The following is a 15,602-nucleotide window of genomic DNA, read 5'->3' as shown; positions in this document are numbered from 1 at the left end:
AAATGCCTAAAAGGTATTTATTACACTTTATGAACAAAGTTAGGCAGGTGTGAGAAAGGGGAGAAGGATATTTTTTTCATATAAACTCGTTGTTTGTCAAAATTGTAGAGAATTTGTGTAACATAGGAAAACTCAGGGTAAAGTTATGTAGAAAGAAGTTGTCATTTCCAAGGAAATATTGTCAAAAGTACTGCAAGTTAAACAAAAAAGAGACAGTCCTGCATGATTGTCCTTGGTTATTCGTCTAGAGTTAATTTTCGATAGCAACCTTTGTATATGTTGTAACATATGAAGGCCGTGGAAAGATAGATTTTCGGTCAATTCCTTCTTCGCTGCCTCTTTTTTTATGAGCGTGTTCATAGGCTTTTGAATCCTGCCAAGCCTTGAAGTGTTGTTCACTTTCCCATAGTGTTAGAATAATATACGTGTCACCACGAGTTGGACGCAAAACACGAATGGCGGAAAACCCTGGTTCTTTTTCGATTAATCGAGCTCTTTCGCTAAATCTCTTTTCAAACAGTGGTCTGCCTTCATCTGAAACAGGGATATTATTTAAAACGGCAAAAGTACCGTTCGTGATAATACCGGTTGAGTCTAATACATCGTATTTTTTTGGTTCATTAAAGATGGTTGCGCCTTCAGTTTCATGAAAAAGAACGGCTGTATCTTGGTTGGCCATCAGTAATAATGTCTCATTGCTATGCTTTTTTACCAATTTTTCTAAATAATCGACTGTTCCATATGTAACGTAAAGCATCTTATGAATCACCTCAATTTTTTTGTCTTGACACTTAAGAGTTATTCAATGACATTATAACAATGACCTTTATTATTTTTCCAATTGTAATGTTTTAACACATATACATACCTAATTTTAACAATACTAAGCTTAAAAGGGGTGATGATATGAAAAGAAAGTTCATCTTATCAACGATTGCAGTAGTCTCCATTGTCATCTTCGCTCTACTCGGCTATCTTTTTATCATTTTCATGGGTAATTATGTCTTAGATGAAGAAAAACTCGTTATGAATACAGCATCTAAACTTGTTGATGAAGAAGGAAATGAAATAACAAAACTTTATATAGAAAACCGTGAACTTGTTGATATATCAGATATTCCTGAATATGTTCAACAGGCATTTATCTCTGTAGAGGATCAACGCTTTTATGACCATCATGGCATTGATATTAAAGCGATTAGCCGTGCTCTTTACAAGGATATTCTTGCCGGCGGGAAGGTAGAAGGCGGCAGTACGATTACTCAACAGTTAGCCAAAAACATCTTCCTGACAAATGATAAAACATGGTTGAGAAAAACTAAAGAAGCAATTATTGCCGTGAACCTTGAAAAACGGTACAGCAAATCAAAGCTGCTTGAAATGTATTTGAATCAGGTTTATTTTGGGCATGGTGCATATGGAATCAAAGCTGCCGCGAATCTTTACTTTAATAAAGATGTTTCAGAGTTAACGTTAGAGGAGGGCGCATTACTTGCAGGTATACCAAAGGCTCCTTCCACTTATTCTCCAATAGTTAATAGTGAAAAAAGTAAGGAAAGAAGAGATACGATTTTAAGTTTAATGGGAGATCAGCGCTATATTTCTTATGAAGAGGCTGTAAGAACCCAAGGAAAAACAGTGAAGCTTCATGTGAATAAGAAACAGGAGAATCCATGGCTCACAACATATGTTGACATGGTTTTTGATGAAGCAAAGGAAAAATATGCCATCTCGAATGAAGAGCTACTAAGAGGCGGCTACACAATTAAAGTGCCGCTTAAGGTAAATCTCCAGCAATCTGCATATGAGTTATTCCAAAAAGCTGAATATTTTCCAGGAACAGATGAAACCGCTCAAGGTGCCTTTGTGTTAATGGATAATAAATCAGGTGGTATCATAGCCGCTATTGGTGGTCGTGATTATGTGCCGAAGGGATTAAATCGTTTGAATATAACAAGACAACCCGGGTCTACTTTTAAACCCGTTGCTGTGTATGCACCGACGCTGGAATCAAAACTTTTTCAGCCATATTCTCTATTAAAAGATGAAAAATTATCGTATGGAGATTATTCTCCGCAAAATGTTGATCAGCAATATGCAGGGGAAGTTTCGATGTTCGATGCCATTGTTTCTTCAAAAAATGCTGCGGCTGTATGGGCTTTATCTGAACTAGGCATTAAAGAGAGCAAGGAATACTTGCATAAAGTAGGAATTGATATTAAAGATAATGGATTGGCCATTGCGTTAGGCGGATTATCTGAAGGTGTTACACCACTCCAAATGGCAAATGCCTATCGAACGTTCACTGCGAATGGAAACTATAGTGATACGTTCCTTATTAATGAAATAAAAGATCGGGATGGTAAGGTCATTGCGAAGCATCAATCTCAACCAGCTCCAGTATATTCCCCACAAACTGCTTGGGATATGACACGAATGCTACAGCATGTTGTAAGTGAAGGTACTGCGCAAAATGGTACGTTTAATGGAGAACTTGCCGGTAAAACAGGTACAACCTCATTTCCAGGTATAAAAGGGGCTGCAAAAGATGCTTGGTTTGTCGGTTACACTGAGAATGTTGTTGGAGCTTTGTGGATGGGCTATGATAAAACAGACAAAGACCATTACTTGAAACACGGCAGTTCTTTTCCAACCAAATTATTTAAGGATATCTTAACCGAGGCAGATTGGGACCAAAACGTAGCTTTTTCCATTCCGAAGGGTGTAGAAGACTTGGAAAGTCCGATAAGAATGAAAGAGATTGAAAAAGTGAATGCAAAATATACGTTTAAGCCATTAGGGTTAATTACATTAACACTGGAATGGGAACCTTTATCAGATGAACGTGTTGAATATCGTATTTACGAATCCGTACAAAACGATGAAAAGAAACTTGTTGGAACTGTAACAGGGAAAGGATATTATGAAATTCCATTTGCGAATGTTTTTTCGGATGCAACATATTCTGTAGCTCCATATAATGTTCAAACAAATGAAGAAGGAAAACAAACATCAACCGAAAAGCCAACATTATTTAGTTCCACAAACTAAGTGTTTTCGTCTTTTTTTTGACATTTGCCGATCTATGCTATACAACCGGAAATGAAACCGTTATAGTTGAAAGTGCAGAGAGAATAATATAGAATAAGTATTACTTTATAATTAATATAATTTAATAATTGGGGATTGGCCTTTTGTGGTGCTAAGAAAATTATAAAATTTTTTAATGTGGATAAGCGCTTTGACATCCAGCTCCAGCGCCTAGCCCCTCGAGGTTATAAGCCAATTAAGAATTGAAGGCAAAGAACGCCTTCTATTCTTAATCGTCTTATTTGCCCGAGGCTGATCAAGGCGCTTGCGCTTTTGTACATAGAAAGGTGGACTTTCGGAATGGCTGAAAAGAAAATCAATGATACGTTTCTTAAGGCGTGTCGTGGAGAAAAGACAGATTATGTACCAGTTTGGTATATGAGACAAGCAGGCAGGTCACAGCCTGAATATCGTGCGATTAAAGAAAAATACAGCTTATTTGAGATTACACATCAACCAGAGCTTTGTGCGTATGTGACAAGGCTGCCTGTTGAACAGTATGATGTGGATGCTGCCATTCTTTATAAAGATATTATGACACCACTTCCGGCAATTGGTGTAAATGTGGAGATTAAATCAGGAATTGGTCCAGTTATTGATGATCCGATTCGTTCTATTCAAGATGTTGAGAGACTGGGAGAGATTGATCCGGAACGTGATGTTCCTTATGTATTAGATACAATAAAATTACTAACCAAAGAGCAGCTGGAAGTTCCTCTTATCGGCTTTACCGGAGCTCCTTTTACTCTTGCCAGTTATATGATTGAAGGCGGTCCTTCAAAAAACTACAACAAGACAAAAGCGTTTATGTATTCAGAGCCGCATGCATGGTTTGCTTTAATGGATAAACTTGCGGAAGTGAGTATTACATATGTAAAAGCTCAAATTCGTGCTGGTGCAAAGGCTATCCAGGTTTTTGATTCATGGGTAGGTGCATTAAATGTGGCCGATTACCGTGTGTATATTAAGCCAACGATGGAGAGAATCTTTAGTGAACTAAAAGGGGAAAATGTACCACTAATTATGTTCGGTGTAGGTGCAAGTCATCTAGCAAACGAATGGCATGACCTCCCGCTTGATGTTGTTGGATTGGATTGGAGACTTCCAATACAAGAGGCTCGTTCAATGGGACTTACAAAATCATTGCAAGGAAATCTTGACCCGGCAATCTTACTATCTCCTTGGGAAGTAATTGAAGAAAGAGCAAAGGAAATATTAGACCAAGGGATGAAGCAGGATGGATATATATTTAATCTTGGACATGGTGTTTTCCCACAAGTAAACCCGGAATCATTAAAACAATTAACATCATTTGTTCATGATTACACGAAGAAAGCAAAAGTAGGTCAATAACCTTTTAAATAATAGAATCATGAGGTGAATTCAAGTGAGTAAGAAAAAAATGGGATTACTAGTAATGGCATACGGTACGCCTTATAAAGAGGAGGATATCGAGCGCTATTACACTCATATTAGGCATGGACGTAAACCGGCACCCGAAATGCTTCAGGACTTAAAAGATCGCTATGAAGCTATTGGTGGTATTTCGCCACTAGCTAAGATTACGTTAGAACAAGCAGAGAAGCTTGAACAGCATTTAAATGATATTCAAGATGAAATTGAATTTAAGATGTATCTTGGTTTAAAGCATATTGAGCCATTTGTCGAGGATGCTGTCAAACAAATGCATGAAGATGGCATTAAAGAAGCGGTAAGTATTGTATTAGCTCCTCATTTCTCTACGTTCAGTGTTAAGTCTTATAATGGACGGGCAAAGGAAGAAGCAGAAAAGCTTGGAGGCTTAACGATTACATCTGTTGAAAGCTGGTACACAGAGCCAAAATTTATTTCTTATTGGGCAGATCAACTGGAAAAAACATACAGCAGTATGACACAAGAAGAAAAAGACTCATCAGTATTAGTTGTTTCTGCACATAGCTTACCAGAAAAGATAACTGCAAACGGAGATCCATATCCACAGCAATTACAGGAAACAGCTGATTTAATTGCGGAAGCAGCGGGAGTTAAAAAGTATGTGACTGGATGGCAAAGTGCCGGTAACACACCTGAGCCATGGTTAGGACCGGATGTTCAAGATTTAACAAGAGATTTATATAATGAAGGCTATAAAACATTTGTTTATGTGCCGGTCGGTTTTGTAGCAGATCATTTGGAAGTTCTGTACGATAATGATTATGAATGTAAGGTAATCACGGATGAATTAGGAGCAAGCTACTATCGTCCTGAAATGCCAAATGCAAAACCTGAGTTCATTGACTGCCTGGCAACAGTTGTATTAAAACATGTAAATAAATAAGAAACAGAAGCAGTGAAACAAAGTGTTTTGCTGCTTTTTTTGTAAGTTGGGGATGTAACAAGTAAAATGGGAGTATGAGTGACAAGGAAGGGGTAACAAGCATGATAAATGAGCAGCTTAACAAGTTGAAAAATGAATGGCTGGTAGAAGTAACAGTTGATGAAATCCAAGAAAAACTTGATCGTTATGAGATCACATCCAGAGACTTAGTCCTCATGTATTTATCAAGAATAGCTGACATCGACCAATCCGGACCAAAATTAAATTCCATTATCGAAGTTAATCCGGATGCATTACATATTGCTGCTGCACTTGATTATGAACGAAAAACAAAGGGATCTCGCGGGCTGTTACATGGTATACCAATACTAATTAAAGATAATATTGATACTGCAGATAAAATGCATACAAGTGCAGGATCTCTAGTGCTAGCCAATTCATATGCAAAGGAAGATGCCACTCTAGTAAAGCAGCTGAGAGAGGCTGGAGCTATTATTTTAGGTAAGACGAATCTAACAGAATGGGCGAACTTCATAGCAGAAGACATGCCGTCAGGCTACAGTTCAAGAGGTGGTCAAGTCTTGAATCCGTATGGTGCTTCATTTATAGTTGGAGGCTCTAGCTCGGGTTCCGGAGCAGCCATTGCAGCAAATTTAGCTGTTGCAGCAGTTGGAACTGAAACTTCCGGCTCTATATTAAGTCCTGCCAGTCAAAACTCGCTTGTTGGGATTAAGCCAACAGTGGGACTTATTAGTCGAAAAGGAATTATCCCAATTTCTCATACACAAGATACGGCAGGTCCGATGGCGAGAACAGTAAAAGATGCCACCATCTTACTTAATAGTTTAATGGGGATAGATCCTTTAGATGCTGCAACACAAAGCAATGAGTTAGTTCATCATGATTTCACACATCATCTAAAAAATGATGGACTGTCTGGAAAAAGAATTGGAATTGCACGCAATCCCTATTTTGATGAACTAAGTGAGTCACAACTTGCCGTGATGAATCAAAGTATTAAGAAATTAGAAGAGCTAGGTGCTATTGTTATTGATTCAATTGATATCCCTTCAACAAATGAAAACTGGGATATAAATGTGATGCTTTATGAATTTAAAGCCGACCTTCAAGCCTATTTAAAAACAATCGACTCAAGTGTTGGAATCCGTACGTTAACTGATCTGATACAAGCGAATGAACAATTAGGCGAAAAAGCGTTAAAGTATGGACAAAAGATTTTTCTTGATGCCGATTTGACAAGTGGTAATCTAACCTCCCCCGAATACCTGGAGAGTTTAGAAAAAGATGATTATTTATCTAAAACAAAAGGGATAGGTGCTGCTATGAACGAGCATAAATTAGACGCGCTTGTCTTTCCAAATGCTAATGGTGAGATGATTCCGGCAAAAGCGGGCTACCCATCGATTACTGTGCCTGCGGGGTACACGAATGAAGGAGAACCTGTGGGAATTACTTTTACAGCGAAGGCTTATATGGAGCCGACCTTAATAGAAATTGCTTATTCGTTTGAACAAGGAACAAAATATCGGGCAGCTCCATTTAAACGATAAAAACTGATCGCAAAAGCTGATCAGTTTTTTATATTTAAGGGGTTGTAAAATATTACATATTCTATGAAACCTATTACAAACTTGTTCCGTATAATATATAAAGAAGAATTCACCTATAGAATTTAATATAGAGGAGGAAGAGGATCAAATGATTGATATACTTTATATCATTATCTTTCTTATAGGTATTGGATATTTAATTCAATATCGATTAAATATTAAAAAAGCTGCAGAAATGTCTCATGATGCTCTTTTTCCAAAAAGACAAACAGATTTTCAACATATTCTGATCCCGAACGAATGGAAAGAGATGGAGCCGTTATCGAAGAATACAAAAACGTATCAATATGTAAAGTGGGGAACATTCTTTGCATTACTACTACTATTCATTCTTCTTATTATGGTTCTTACAACTGACTGGTTAAAGTCATCCTTCATTAGCTCTGCCTATCTATTTTTTATTCTTATCAGCGCGGTAAAACATAAAAGTTGTTTCTATGTTTTAGCAGATGGAATCATTTTAGATGGCAGGTACTATTCTACTCAACAAGTTCAATCCTATAAAACAGAAAAAATCATTCGTTGGCACGAGCTATATGGATATAGCACAAGAGTTGATAACGGTTACAAGCTTTCGGTAAAAGTAAAAGGTACACTATTTTTCACAACAAAATATGTTGTGATAGAGAATAAGGAACAAGTAAACAAAATCCAAAGTCTTTTTGATGAACAAGGTATTGCAAACGTTGCCTGATTTTTCGCCTTGTAAAAAAGAGAAAGGCATGTTATATTACATAAATAACAACTGACTGATTTGTTCATTTGGTCAATAATCTTCAGGGGTGAAACCTATGAGCGTCGATCGTAAGAAGCAAATATTAGAAGCTGCTACAAAATCTTTTGCGCAATTTGGTTATAAAGGTACAACAATGGATCTTGTGTCAAAACTAGCGAATGTTGGAAAAGGTACCATCTATACTTTCTATAAAAATAAAGAGGATTTATTTTCAGAAATCATTGATCATCTATTGCTTGATATGAAAATAGTCGCAGATGAAGCCTTTGATACACAACGTCCGTTTGTAGACAGTGTGCATCAAGCATTATATAGTATTCTGGAATTTCGGAAAACTCACCATCTAACAATTAAGATATTTCAGGAAAGCCAAGAAATGGGAACACCGACAGTGAATGAAGGTGTGCAAAAAGTCGAAGAAATGGTATTACAATATATAAAGCAAAAAATTATTGATGCAATTGATCGTAACGAACTGAAACAATGTGACCCGGAATTGACTGCTTTTATCATTCTGAAATTATATATTTCGCTCATTTTTGATTGGGAAAAGCACCATGAACCATTAGAAAAAGAGAAAATTGCCGAGATTTTTGAAGGTTACTTATTAAAGGGATTGTCTATAAGATAATCCTCTTATTTAGGTAGGGGATGACCAAATGGGTAAAACGGTCATTAAGTATTATAAGGTGATATCGACATGTCAATCTTTTGAGAGTTTGTCACATAGGAGGGAATAGAGCATGTCATTATTGAAAGAAGAATGGAAGTCATTATTTAAAAATAAAAAAGTGCTTATTGCTGTTATTGGGGTTTTGTTTATTCCGTTAATGTACAGTGGTGGTTATCTAAGTGCTTTTTGGGATCCGTACGGAAACCTCGACCAGCTTCCGGTTGCTGTTGTCAATCAGGACACTGGTACAACATTTGAAGAAGAAAAGCTTGATGTTGGCGGTGAACTTATAGACAACTTAAAAGAAAACAATAAGTTTGATTGGCAGTTTGTTAGTAGTGAGGAAGCGGAAAAAGGGCTTCAGAGCCACGATTACTATATGGTCATCGAGATACCTGAAGATTTTTCGGAAAATGCAACGACTTTACTAGATGATAAACCAAAGCAACTTGGACTAACGTTTACAACAAATAAAGGCTATAACTTTATCTCAGGTCAAATTGGAGATAGTGCAATAGAAAAAATAAAAGAAGAAGTGGCCAATTCTTTAACGAAAACATATGCAGAAAACTTATTTGACAGTATGGAATTAATGGCCGAGGGAATAAGTGATGCGAGTGATGGAGCCACAAAAATAGATGACGGTGTATCAGATCTTCAAGAAGGATCACAGTCCTTAGATGAAAATCTACATGAACTTGTCTCAAAATCAATTGTATTTAAAGAAGGTCTTCATGAAGCTTCGGATGGTTCATCTCAATTATCGGATGGACTATCTACTTTAAATAGTGGACTCTCGGCTATGCAACAAGGACAGAGCGAGCTTTATGACGGTGCTGTTCAAACCGAAGATGGAACAGAAAATTTGGTGCAAGGCCTAGATAAGTCACTCAATGGAATGAAGGAACTTCAAGCAGCTTTACCGCAATTAACTGAAGGGACAAATCAATTAAATGAAAGTGCCCCGCAATTAGTTGCAGGAACGAAACAGCTTGCTGAAGGAAATGTTGCAGCAAGTGAAGGTGCTGACTCTTTATCACAAAATATTTCAGCACTAACTGAAACAGTAAATCAGTTGGCCGCAACGTTAGAAACGATCCCATTAGAAGATGAACAACAAAAACAACTACTTGCTCTTGTAGAAGCGTTAAATCGTATAGATGGTGGCGGGAAGCAACTAGCAACAAATTTACACCAGCTTTCCGATGGAGCAAATAGCTTATATGCAAATGTTGAGCAACTACCTGAAAATACGAGTAAGCTTTATGAAGGAACTGCGTCTGTGGAAAATGCTGTGCAACAGTTAACATCAGGGCAGGAAGAACTCTATAATGGAGCTGTTCAAATAAATGACGCTCAATCACAAGTAAGTCAAGGATTAAAAACATTCGGTGAAAAAATCGGAGATGTGAAAACCGGTGTAGAGCAATTAGAGAATGGCGGAAAAGTACTAGATAACGGAATTCATGAATTAGCGAGCGGTTCTGTTGCGTTGGAGGATGGAACAAATAAACTTGCAGATGGGGCAACTACATTAAATAATGGGGTATCAGAACTTTCTGAAGGGACAAATGAACTTTCAAGCAAGTTAAGTGATGCAACGGCAGACACAAAAGATGCAAAAGGTTCTGATGATCAATATGAAATGGTGGCAGATCCCGTTCATCTTGAAACAAAAGAGCTTAATAAAGTTTCTAATTACGGAACAGGTCTTGCACCTTACTTTTTATCATTAGCATTATTTGTTGGTTCCTTACTTGTTACAGTTGTTTTTCCATTGCGCGAAACAACAGGAATACCGAAATCAGGAATCTCCTTATTTGCTAGTAAATTTAGTGTGCTGTGTATTGTGGCCATTGTCCAATCAATTCTTGCAGATGTTGTCCTATTGTATGGATTAGGACTTGAAGTTAAGAGTGTTGGTTACTTTATGCTGTTTAGTATCATAACAAGCTTAACGTTTATGGCAATTGTACAGTTTTTAGTGACAACAATGGATAATCCGGGAAGATTTATTGCCATTATTGTGTTAATTCTTCAATTAACAACAAGTGCAGGTACTTTCCCAATTGAGTTGCTTCCGGAAATTTTTCAAAAAATCAACCATTGGTTACCAATGACATATTCTGTAGAGGGATTTAGATCCATTATTTCCATTGGAGACTTTGGAACCATGTGGAATCAAGTGTACAAACTTGCTGGGATGATGTTGGTCATGATGCTTGGGACGATTCTTTACTTTTCGAGAAAAGTGAAAAAAGATCTATAAAAGCTTAAGGTAAGAACTGATCCAAATAGGATCAGTTCTTTTTTTTTGAGATATTGTTAGTTCTTATGACATATAAAATCGAAAAATTAACTACTTTTTTCAGAAAATTCCCCCTTTTTACCTAAAATGTTATAAAATATACCATTATACGTCATAGTTTATAACTTAGGAGGTAAAGGATGGATACAATACAACTTAATGTAAATGTGTTATGGATGGTTATCGCAACTTTTTTAGTCTTTTTTATGCAAGCTGGTTTCACTTTATTAGAAGCAGGATTGGTCCGGGCAAAAAACTCAATTAATGTGGCAATGAAGAATGTGATTGATTTATTAATTACGACAGTCGTGTTTTCCTTAATTGGTTTTGCTTTTATGTTTGGATCATCATCTACCGGATGGATCGGCTTGGATGGTTTCTTATTTCAAGGACTTGAGGAAGATCCATCTAATTGGGCATTTTTATTATTTCAAATTGTCTTTGCAGGAACCGCTGCAACCATTGTATCCGGGGCTATTGCTGAAAGAGTTAAGTTTAGTGCATACATTATCGGCACAATAATGATTAGTGCAATTATTTATCCGATTTTTGGACACTGGGCTTGGGGCAGCTTATGGAACGGTGAGAGCAAAGGATGGCTGGAAGCTTTAGGTTTTATGGATTTTGCAGGATCAACGGTCGTTCATTCGATCGGAGGTTGGGTTGCTCTGGCTGCTGCCATTATTGTGGGTCCCCGTATTGGAAAGTATTCTTCAGATGGAAAAAGTCGTAAATTTGCAATGTCTAATGCTGTCTTAGCTGTAACAGGGGTTTTTATCTTATGGCTTGGATGGTTTGGTTTTAATGCAGGATCAACAGGAGTGGCAGATATTCACATTGCATTAATTTCATTGAATACACATTTTGGAGCAGTAAGTGGCGGATTAACAGCAATGATAGTAAGCTGGTTCCTTGATAAGAGACCACAGGTAGAAGATATCTTAAATGGAATATTAGGTGGACTTGTTGCGGTAACAGCTGGAGCTAATGTGTTAACACCTGAAACAGCTTTGCTTATCGGAGCAATTGGCGGAACGATTGTTGTTTTTTCTTTAAGAATCATTGAATCGGTATTTAAAGTGGATGATGCAGTTGGAGCAATCGCAGTTCATGGAGTCTGTGGTGCATGGGGGACAATTGGACTTGCCCTTTTTGCTCCGGTAGAGAATCTTGTGCTTCAATCAAGATTAGAGCAGCTAGGTGTCCAAGCTTTAGGTGCAGGAACGGCGTTCGTTTGGGCATTCGGAATGGGGCTATTAATTTATGGAATAATGAAATTCACAATGAATATTAGAGTAGAGAAGCATGAGGAGGAAGCAGGGCTCAATGTAAGTGAACATGGTGCATCCATTTCGGTATTAGATACAATTGTTGCGATGAATGAAATTGCAGCGGCAAAAGGAGATCTGACAAAAAAGATCAAGTATGAGCCTGGAGAAGACATGGCTGAGCTGAATAAAGCGTTTAACACAGTGCTTTCCACATTAAACGATCTTGTACACCAGGTAAAAACACAAACATCACATGTTCTTGATACGACAGTAAATGTATTGTCATTAAGTGAAGATTCGAAGAAAAGTGCATCACAGCAAATGGCAGAAATTGAAGAAACATATACGTATGTATCAAAATCAGAAAAGTGGCTTGAACAGGAGATTGAAGTGGAAAATCAAGTGATTGCAGAAATACAACAGGCTTTTTCTTCAATAGAGCAAATAGGACATCAAATGGGCTGGATTCAAAAAGAAATGACAGACATATCAAGCTTTGTACGAGATGTTGGTGAATTAAATAATGATGTTAATCATAAACTGACCGTTTTTCATGATAATGTGTCCAAAATTACCAATTATGCTAAAGAAAGTGAACACATGGTTAACTTGATTACAGAGGTTTCCGAACAAATAAATTTACTGTCGCTTAATGCCAGTATCGAAGCTGCAAGAGCCGGGGAATCTGGTAGAGGCTTTACAGTTGTTGCAAATGAGATTAAAAAGCTTGCAAATAAATCCAAAGACTCAACAGCAGATATTAGGGACATGATTCACCGTACAACACAAGAAACGACAGCAGGGTTCTCGGAGGTGATCGAATTATCTCGAAAAATTGAGTTATTAAGCGATCAATTAGTAAAAATGCCGAAAAGATTTCATACGATTGATGATAAGGTCAATCAGGTTAATCAATTTATGAATGATTTTCTCATTACGTTGGAACGCGTAAATCGTGATACGGTCACGATTCAAGGTAGGCGATATGAACAGCAAGATAGTTTTAAAGAAATGACAGGCCGAATGGAGAAGGTCTTCCAAAATATGAAAACTAATCTTGACCTAACTCTTGATATGGTAGAGAAAATTAACATGATGAAACAACAAAATGAACAATTGCAAAGGTCTGTTAAACAATTTGTTACTGCAGATATAGGTTGAAAGATAGTAGGAGCAGTTTCTTATAAATTGCTCCTGCTAAAACTTGAATTCGTAGGTAAAATAAACACTTTTTGTAAAAAAAGATTGAATTATAGAAGATATTCTCATATAATCATATTTGAAAACGTTTCCAAGGTCAAGCAAGGTGGGCAACATAGAGCCTGTGGGGAGGGAGAAATTTGTCTACCATTGAAGATGTCGCGAAGCTGGCGGGATTATCGAGGACAACTGTGTCCAGAGTATTAAATGATCACCCATATGTTTCAGATGAAAAAAAGGAGCTTGTGCAGAAGGCAATGGAACAATTGGGGTATGTTCCTAATTCTGCTGCAAGAAGCTTAAGAAATCAAAAGACAGGAATTATTGCTGTATTAATACCGAAAATATCCACACCTTTTTTCAGTCAATTAATTGAGTTGCTGGAAATGAAAGCTTCATCAAAAGGATATCAATTGATTATTTGCCAAACTCAATTCTCAAAACAAAAAGAATGCCGGTACTTGAATCTATTAAAAACCAAACAAGTCGATGGTGTTATTATGACAGCTGTTGAAAATGATTGGTCTGTGATTGATTCCTATTTAAATTACGGTCCCATTGTTCTTTGTAATGAGAAAATAGAGAATGCAAATATTCCAATGGTGTATGTCAATCAAGCACAAAGCGGCTATCTGGTAGCAAAGCACTTGATTGAGAGGGGACATACACATATTGCTTATTGTTCAATCGGGGTAAAAAGCGAAGGAATGAAAGCTAGAATTAAGGGGTTTCAATCTGCTTTACAAGAAGTAAATATACATTCTTATGAAAAGTTTTATTTTGATAAAGTTTCATCAGTTGAAGACGGTAAACAGGTTTTTCGAAAATTAGCTTGTATGAAGGTATCACCGACAGCTGTTTTTGCTGGAGGAGATGCTGTTGCAGCTGGCATTATTTTAGAGGCACAAAAGGCTGGTTGGAGAATACCGGAGGATTTAGCTGTAGTCGGCTATGATAATATGGAGATTACCAAACTCATAGATCCAATGATTACGACAGTCATACAGCCGGTTGATGCTATGGCCGAAAAATCAATAGATGTTATGTGTGAAAAAATACATAGAAAGCAATTCCGTACTTTTGAGAATCATGAATTTATTTCTAAGCTGGCGTATCGGGGTTCATCTACAAGTAGAGATCATTTAGTCGCGACATCATAAAAAATAAGAAGGTTGGCCATTAGGCTAACCTTCTTATTTTTTTATCGATATTTTTGAGCCTTTGTAATATATCAATATCGGAATTTATAATCTGTTATCTAACAGTATAGGTGTAAAAAAGGTTAAAGATCTGTTACGTGTAAGCACTCATTACAAGTATTTCCATAACACTCATGCTGTTCTTCAATTTCGCCTCCACACTCTTTACACTGTTTTTTTGGTAAATTTCTGAAAAATTCTGTTATTTTCATCATCATTTGAATCCCCTCCGTTTGATTTGTTACACATATTGTATTATAACAGTTTGGGAAGTGTCAACAACTGTTTTGTAACAATTATCGGGAGGATATGTGGAAATGTTGGTATTAAAGCTGTTTTCTACCAAAATAGGTATTAGCCAATTTTTCATGAATGTTAAAACAATTCCACAGAGGTTATAATGTTCTTGGTGAGAAATTGAGAAAGGGTTGAGTGACTCATGAAAGTAACAGTGATAGGGTATTGGGGCGGCTTTCCAAACGCAGGAGAAGCAACCTCAGGTTATTTATTCGAATCAAACGGTTTTCGGTTATTGATTGATTGTGGCAGTGCGGTTTTGTCAAAATTACAACAAACCATTTCAATAGATCAACTTGATGCAGTTGTGTTATCACATTATCATCATGATCATGTAGCAGACATAGGACCCTTACAATATGGCTGTTATGTTACAGGATTGATTCATAATAGGAAAAAAACATTGCCTATTTATGGGCATGATTTAGATCAAGCAGCTTTTCAAAAACTGACATATAAAAATGCAACGATTGGTGTTGTATATAAGGATACAGAGGTGTTGGAAATTGGACCATTTTCCATTGCGTTTTTAAGAACCACTCATCCGGCACCCTGTTTTGCTATGAAAATCACTGATCTCGTATCAACTGTCATATATACTGCCGATACAAGTTATCAGGACAATTTCATCCCATTTTCGTCAAATGCCGATCTCCTCATCTCAGAGTGCAGCTTATACTCTCATCAAGATGGAAAAAGTGCGGGTCATATGAACAGTGCTGAAGTGGGAAAGCTTGCACATAAAGCAAAGGTAAAGCAATTGCTGTTAACACATCTCCCTCATTTCGGCAATCTAGCTGATTTAGCTGCACAGGCAAATGAGCATTTTAAAGGCAAAATAAATCTGGCAAGCACTGGATTTGTTTGGAGTTCATAGGAT

At 37.0% G+C, this 15,602-nt stretch carries 12 protein-coding genes; 10 read left to right on the top strand and 2 right to left on the bottom strand.

The window, feature by feature from the left end:
• Nucleotides 1-250: 250 nt before the first annotated feature.
• Nucleotides 251-757 carry an antibiotic biosynthesis monooxygenase family protein gene (locus LC095_RS18400; protein ID WP_078435617.1) on the bottom strand — a complete coding sequence of 169 codons (507 nt, stop codon included), beginning with the start codon at nt 755-757 and terminating at the stop codon, nt 251-253.
• Between the two features lie 149 nt (nt 758-906).
• Between LC095_RS18400 and LC095_RS18395 the strand changes: the two genes are divergently transcribed.
• The 9 genes from LC095_RS18395 (at nt 907) to LC095_RS18355 (ending at nt 14,386) form a co-directional block, all read left to right on the top strand.
• Nucleotides 907-3,051, top strand: a complete 2,145-nt coding sequence (locus LC095_RS18395) for a transglycosylase domain-containing protein (protein WP_226529541.1) — start codon at nt 907-909, stop codon at nt 3,049-3,051.
• 339 nt (nt 3,052-3,390) lie between these two features.
• A complete protein-coding gene (gene hemE, locus LC095_RS18390; RefSeq protein ID WP_226529540.1) occupies nt 3,391-4,443 on the top strand; it encodes a uroporphyrinogen decarboxylase in 1,053 nt (350 codons plus the stop codon).
• A 34-nt stretch (nt 4,444-4,477) separates the two neighbouring features.
• Nucleotides 4,478-5,407, top strand: coding sequence for a ferrochelatase (hemH, locus tag LC095_RS18385; RefSeq protein ID WP_226529539.1), 930 nt, complete (start codon nt 4,478-4,480; stop codon nt 5,405-5,407).
• A gap of 101 nt (nt 5,408-5,508) precedes the next feature.
• A complete protein-coding gene (locus LC095_RS18380) occupies nt 5,509-6,978 on the top strand; it encodes an amidase family protein (protein WP_226529582.1) in 1,470 nt (489 codons plus the stop codon).
• A 148-nt stretch (nt 6,979-7,126) separates the two neighbouring features.
• Nucleotides 7,127-7,732, top strand: a complete 606-nt coding sequence (locus LC095_RS18375; protein WP_226529538.1) for a hypothetical protein — start codon at nt 7,127-7,129, stop codon at nt 7,730-7,732.
• 97 nt (nt 7,733-7,829) lie between these two features.
• Nucleotides 7,830-8,405 carry a TetR/AcrR family transcriptional regulator gene (locus LC095_RS18370; RefSeq protein WP_226529537.1) on the top strand — a complete coding sequence of 192 codons (576 nt, stop codon included), beginning with the start codon at nt 7,830-7,832 and terminating at the stop codon, nt 8,403-8,405.
• A gap of 112 nt (nt 8,406-8,517) precedes the next feature.
• Nucleotides 8,518-10,716, top strand: a complete 2,199-nt coding sequence (locus LC095_RS18365; protein WP_226529536.1) for a YhgE/Pip domain-containing protein — start codon at nt 8,518-8,520, stop codon at nt 10,714-10,716.
• A 179-nt stretch (nt 10,717-10,895) separates the two neighbouring features.
• Nucleotides 10,896-13,187, top strand: a complete 2,292-nt coding sequence (amt, locus tag LC095_RS18360) for an ammonium transporter (protein ID WP_226529535.1) — start codon at nt 10,896-10,898, stop codon at nt 13,185-13,187.
• Between the two features lie 179 nt (nt 13,188-13,366).
• On the top strand, nt 13,367-14,386 hold the full coding sequence (locus LC095_RS18355) for a LacI family DNA-binding transcriptional regulator (protein ID WP_226529534.1): 1,020 nt from the start codon (nt 13,367-13,369) through the stop codon (nt 14,384-14,386).
• Between the two features lie 122 nt (nt 14,387-14,508).
• On the opposite strand, the gene yhfH is transcribed toward LC095_RS18355, so the two are convergent.
• Nucleotides 14,509-14,643, bottom strand: a complete 135-nt coding sequence (yhfH, locus tag LC095_RS18350; RefSeq protein ID WP_078435627.1) for a protein YhfH — start codon at nt 14,641-14,643, stop codon at nt 14,509-14,511.
• Between the two features lie 221 nt (nt 14,644-14,864).
• Here yhfH and LC095_RS18345 point away from each other — a divergent pair, with 221 nt between their 5' ends.
• Complete coding sequence (locus LC095_RS18345; RefSeq protein WP_226529533.1) at nt 14,865-15,599, top strand: MBL fold metallo-hydrolase; 735 nt, start codon at nt 14,865-14,867, stop codon at nt 15,597-15,599.
• The last annotated feature ends 3 nt before the right edge of the window (nt 15,600-15,602 follow it).

This window comes from Metabacillus niabensis (assembly GCF_020524345.1).
Lineage (GTDB): Bacteria > Bacillota > Bacilli > Bacillales > Bacillaceae > Metabacillus > Metabacillus niabensis_B.
This window is presented reverse-complemented; position numbering and strand designations above follow the sequence as displayed.

Coding starts and splice junctions, on each gene's coding strand:
- LC095_RS18380 (WP_226529582.1), top strand. CDS start 5,509: ATGATAAATGAGCAGCTTAACAAGTTGAAAAATGAATGGCTGGTAGAA.
- LC095_RS18370 (WP_226529537.1), top strand. CDS start 7,830: ATGAGCGTCGATCGTAAGAAGCAAATATTAGAAGCTGCTACAAAATCT.
- LC095_RS18365 (WP_226529536.1), top strand. CDS start 8,518: ATGTCATTATTGAAAGAAGAATGGAAGTCATTATTTAAAAATAAAAAA.
- yhfH (WP_078435627.1), bottom strand. CDS start 14,643: ATGATGATGAAAATAACAGAATTTTTCAGAAATTTACCAAAAAAACAG.
- hemE (WP_226529540.1), top strand. CDS start 3,391: ATGGCTGAAAAGAAAATCAATGATACGTTTCTTAAGGCGTGTCGTGGA.
- LC095_RS18395 (WP_226529541.1), top strand. CDS start 907: ATGAAAAGAAAGTTCATCTTATCAACGATTGCAGTAGTCTCCATTGTC.
- LC095_RS18345 (WP_226529533.1), top strand. CDS start 14,865: ATGAAAGTAACAGTGATAGGGTATTGGGGCGGCTTTCCAAACGCAGGA.
- amt (WP_226529535.1), top strand. CDS start 10,896: ATGGATACAATACAACTTAATGTAAATGTGTTATGGATGGTTATCGCA.
- LC095_RS18375 (WP_226529538.1), top strand. CDS start 7,127: ATGATTGATATACTTTATATCATTATCTTTCTTATAGGTATTGGATAT.
- LC095_RS18400 (WP_078435617.1), bottom strand. CDS start 757: ATGCTTTACGTTACATATGGAACAGTCGATTATTTAGAAAAATTGGTA.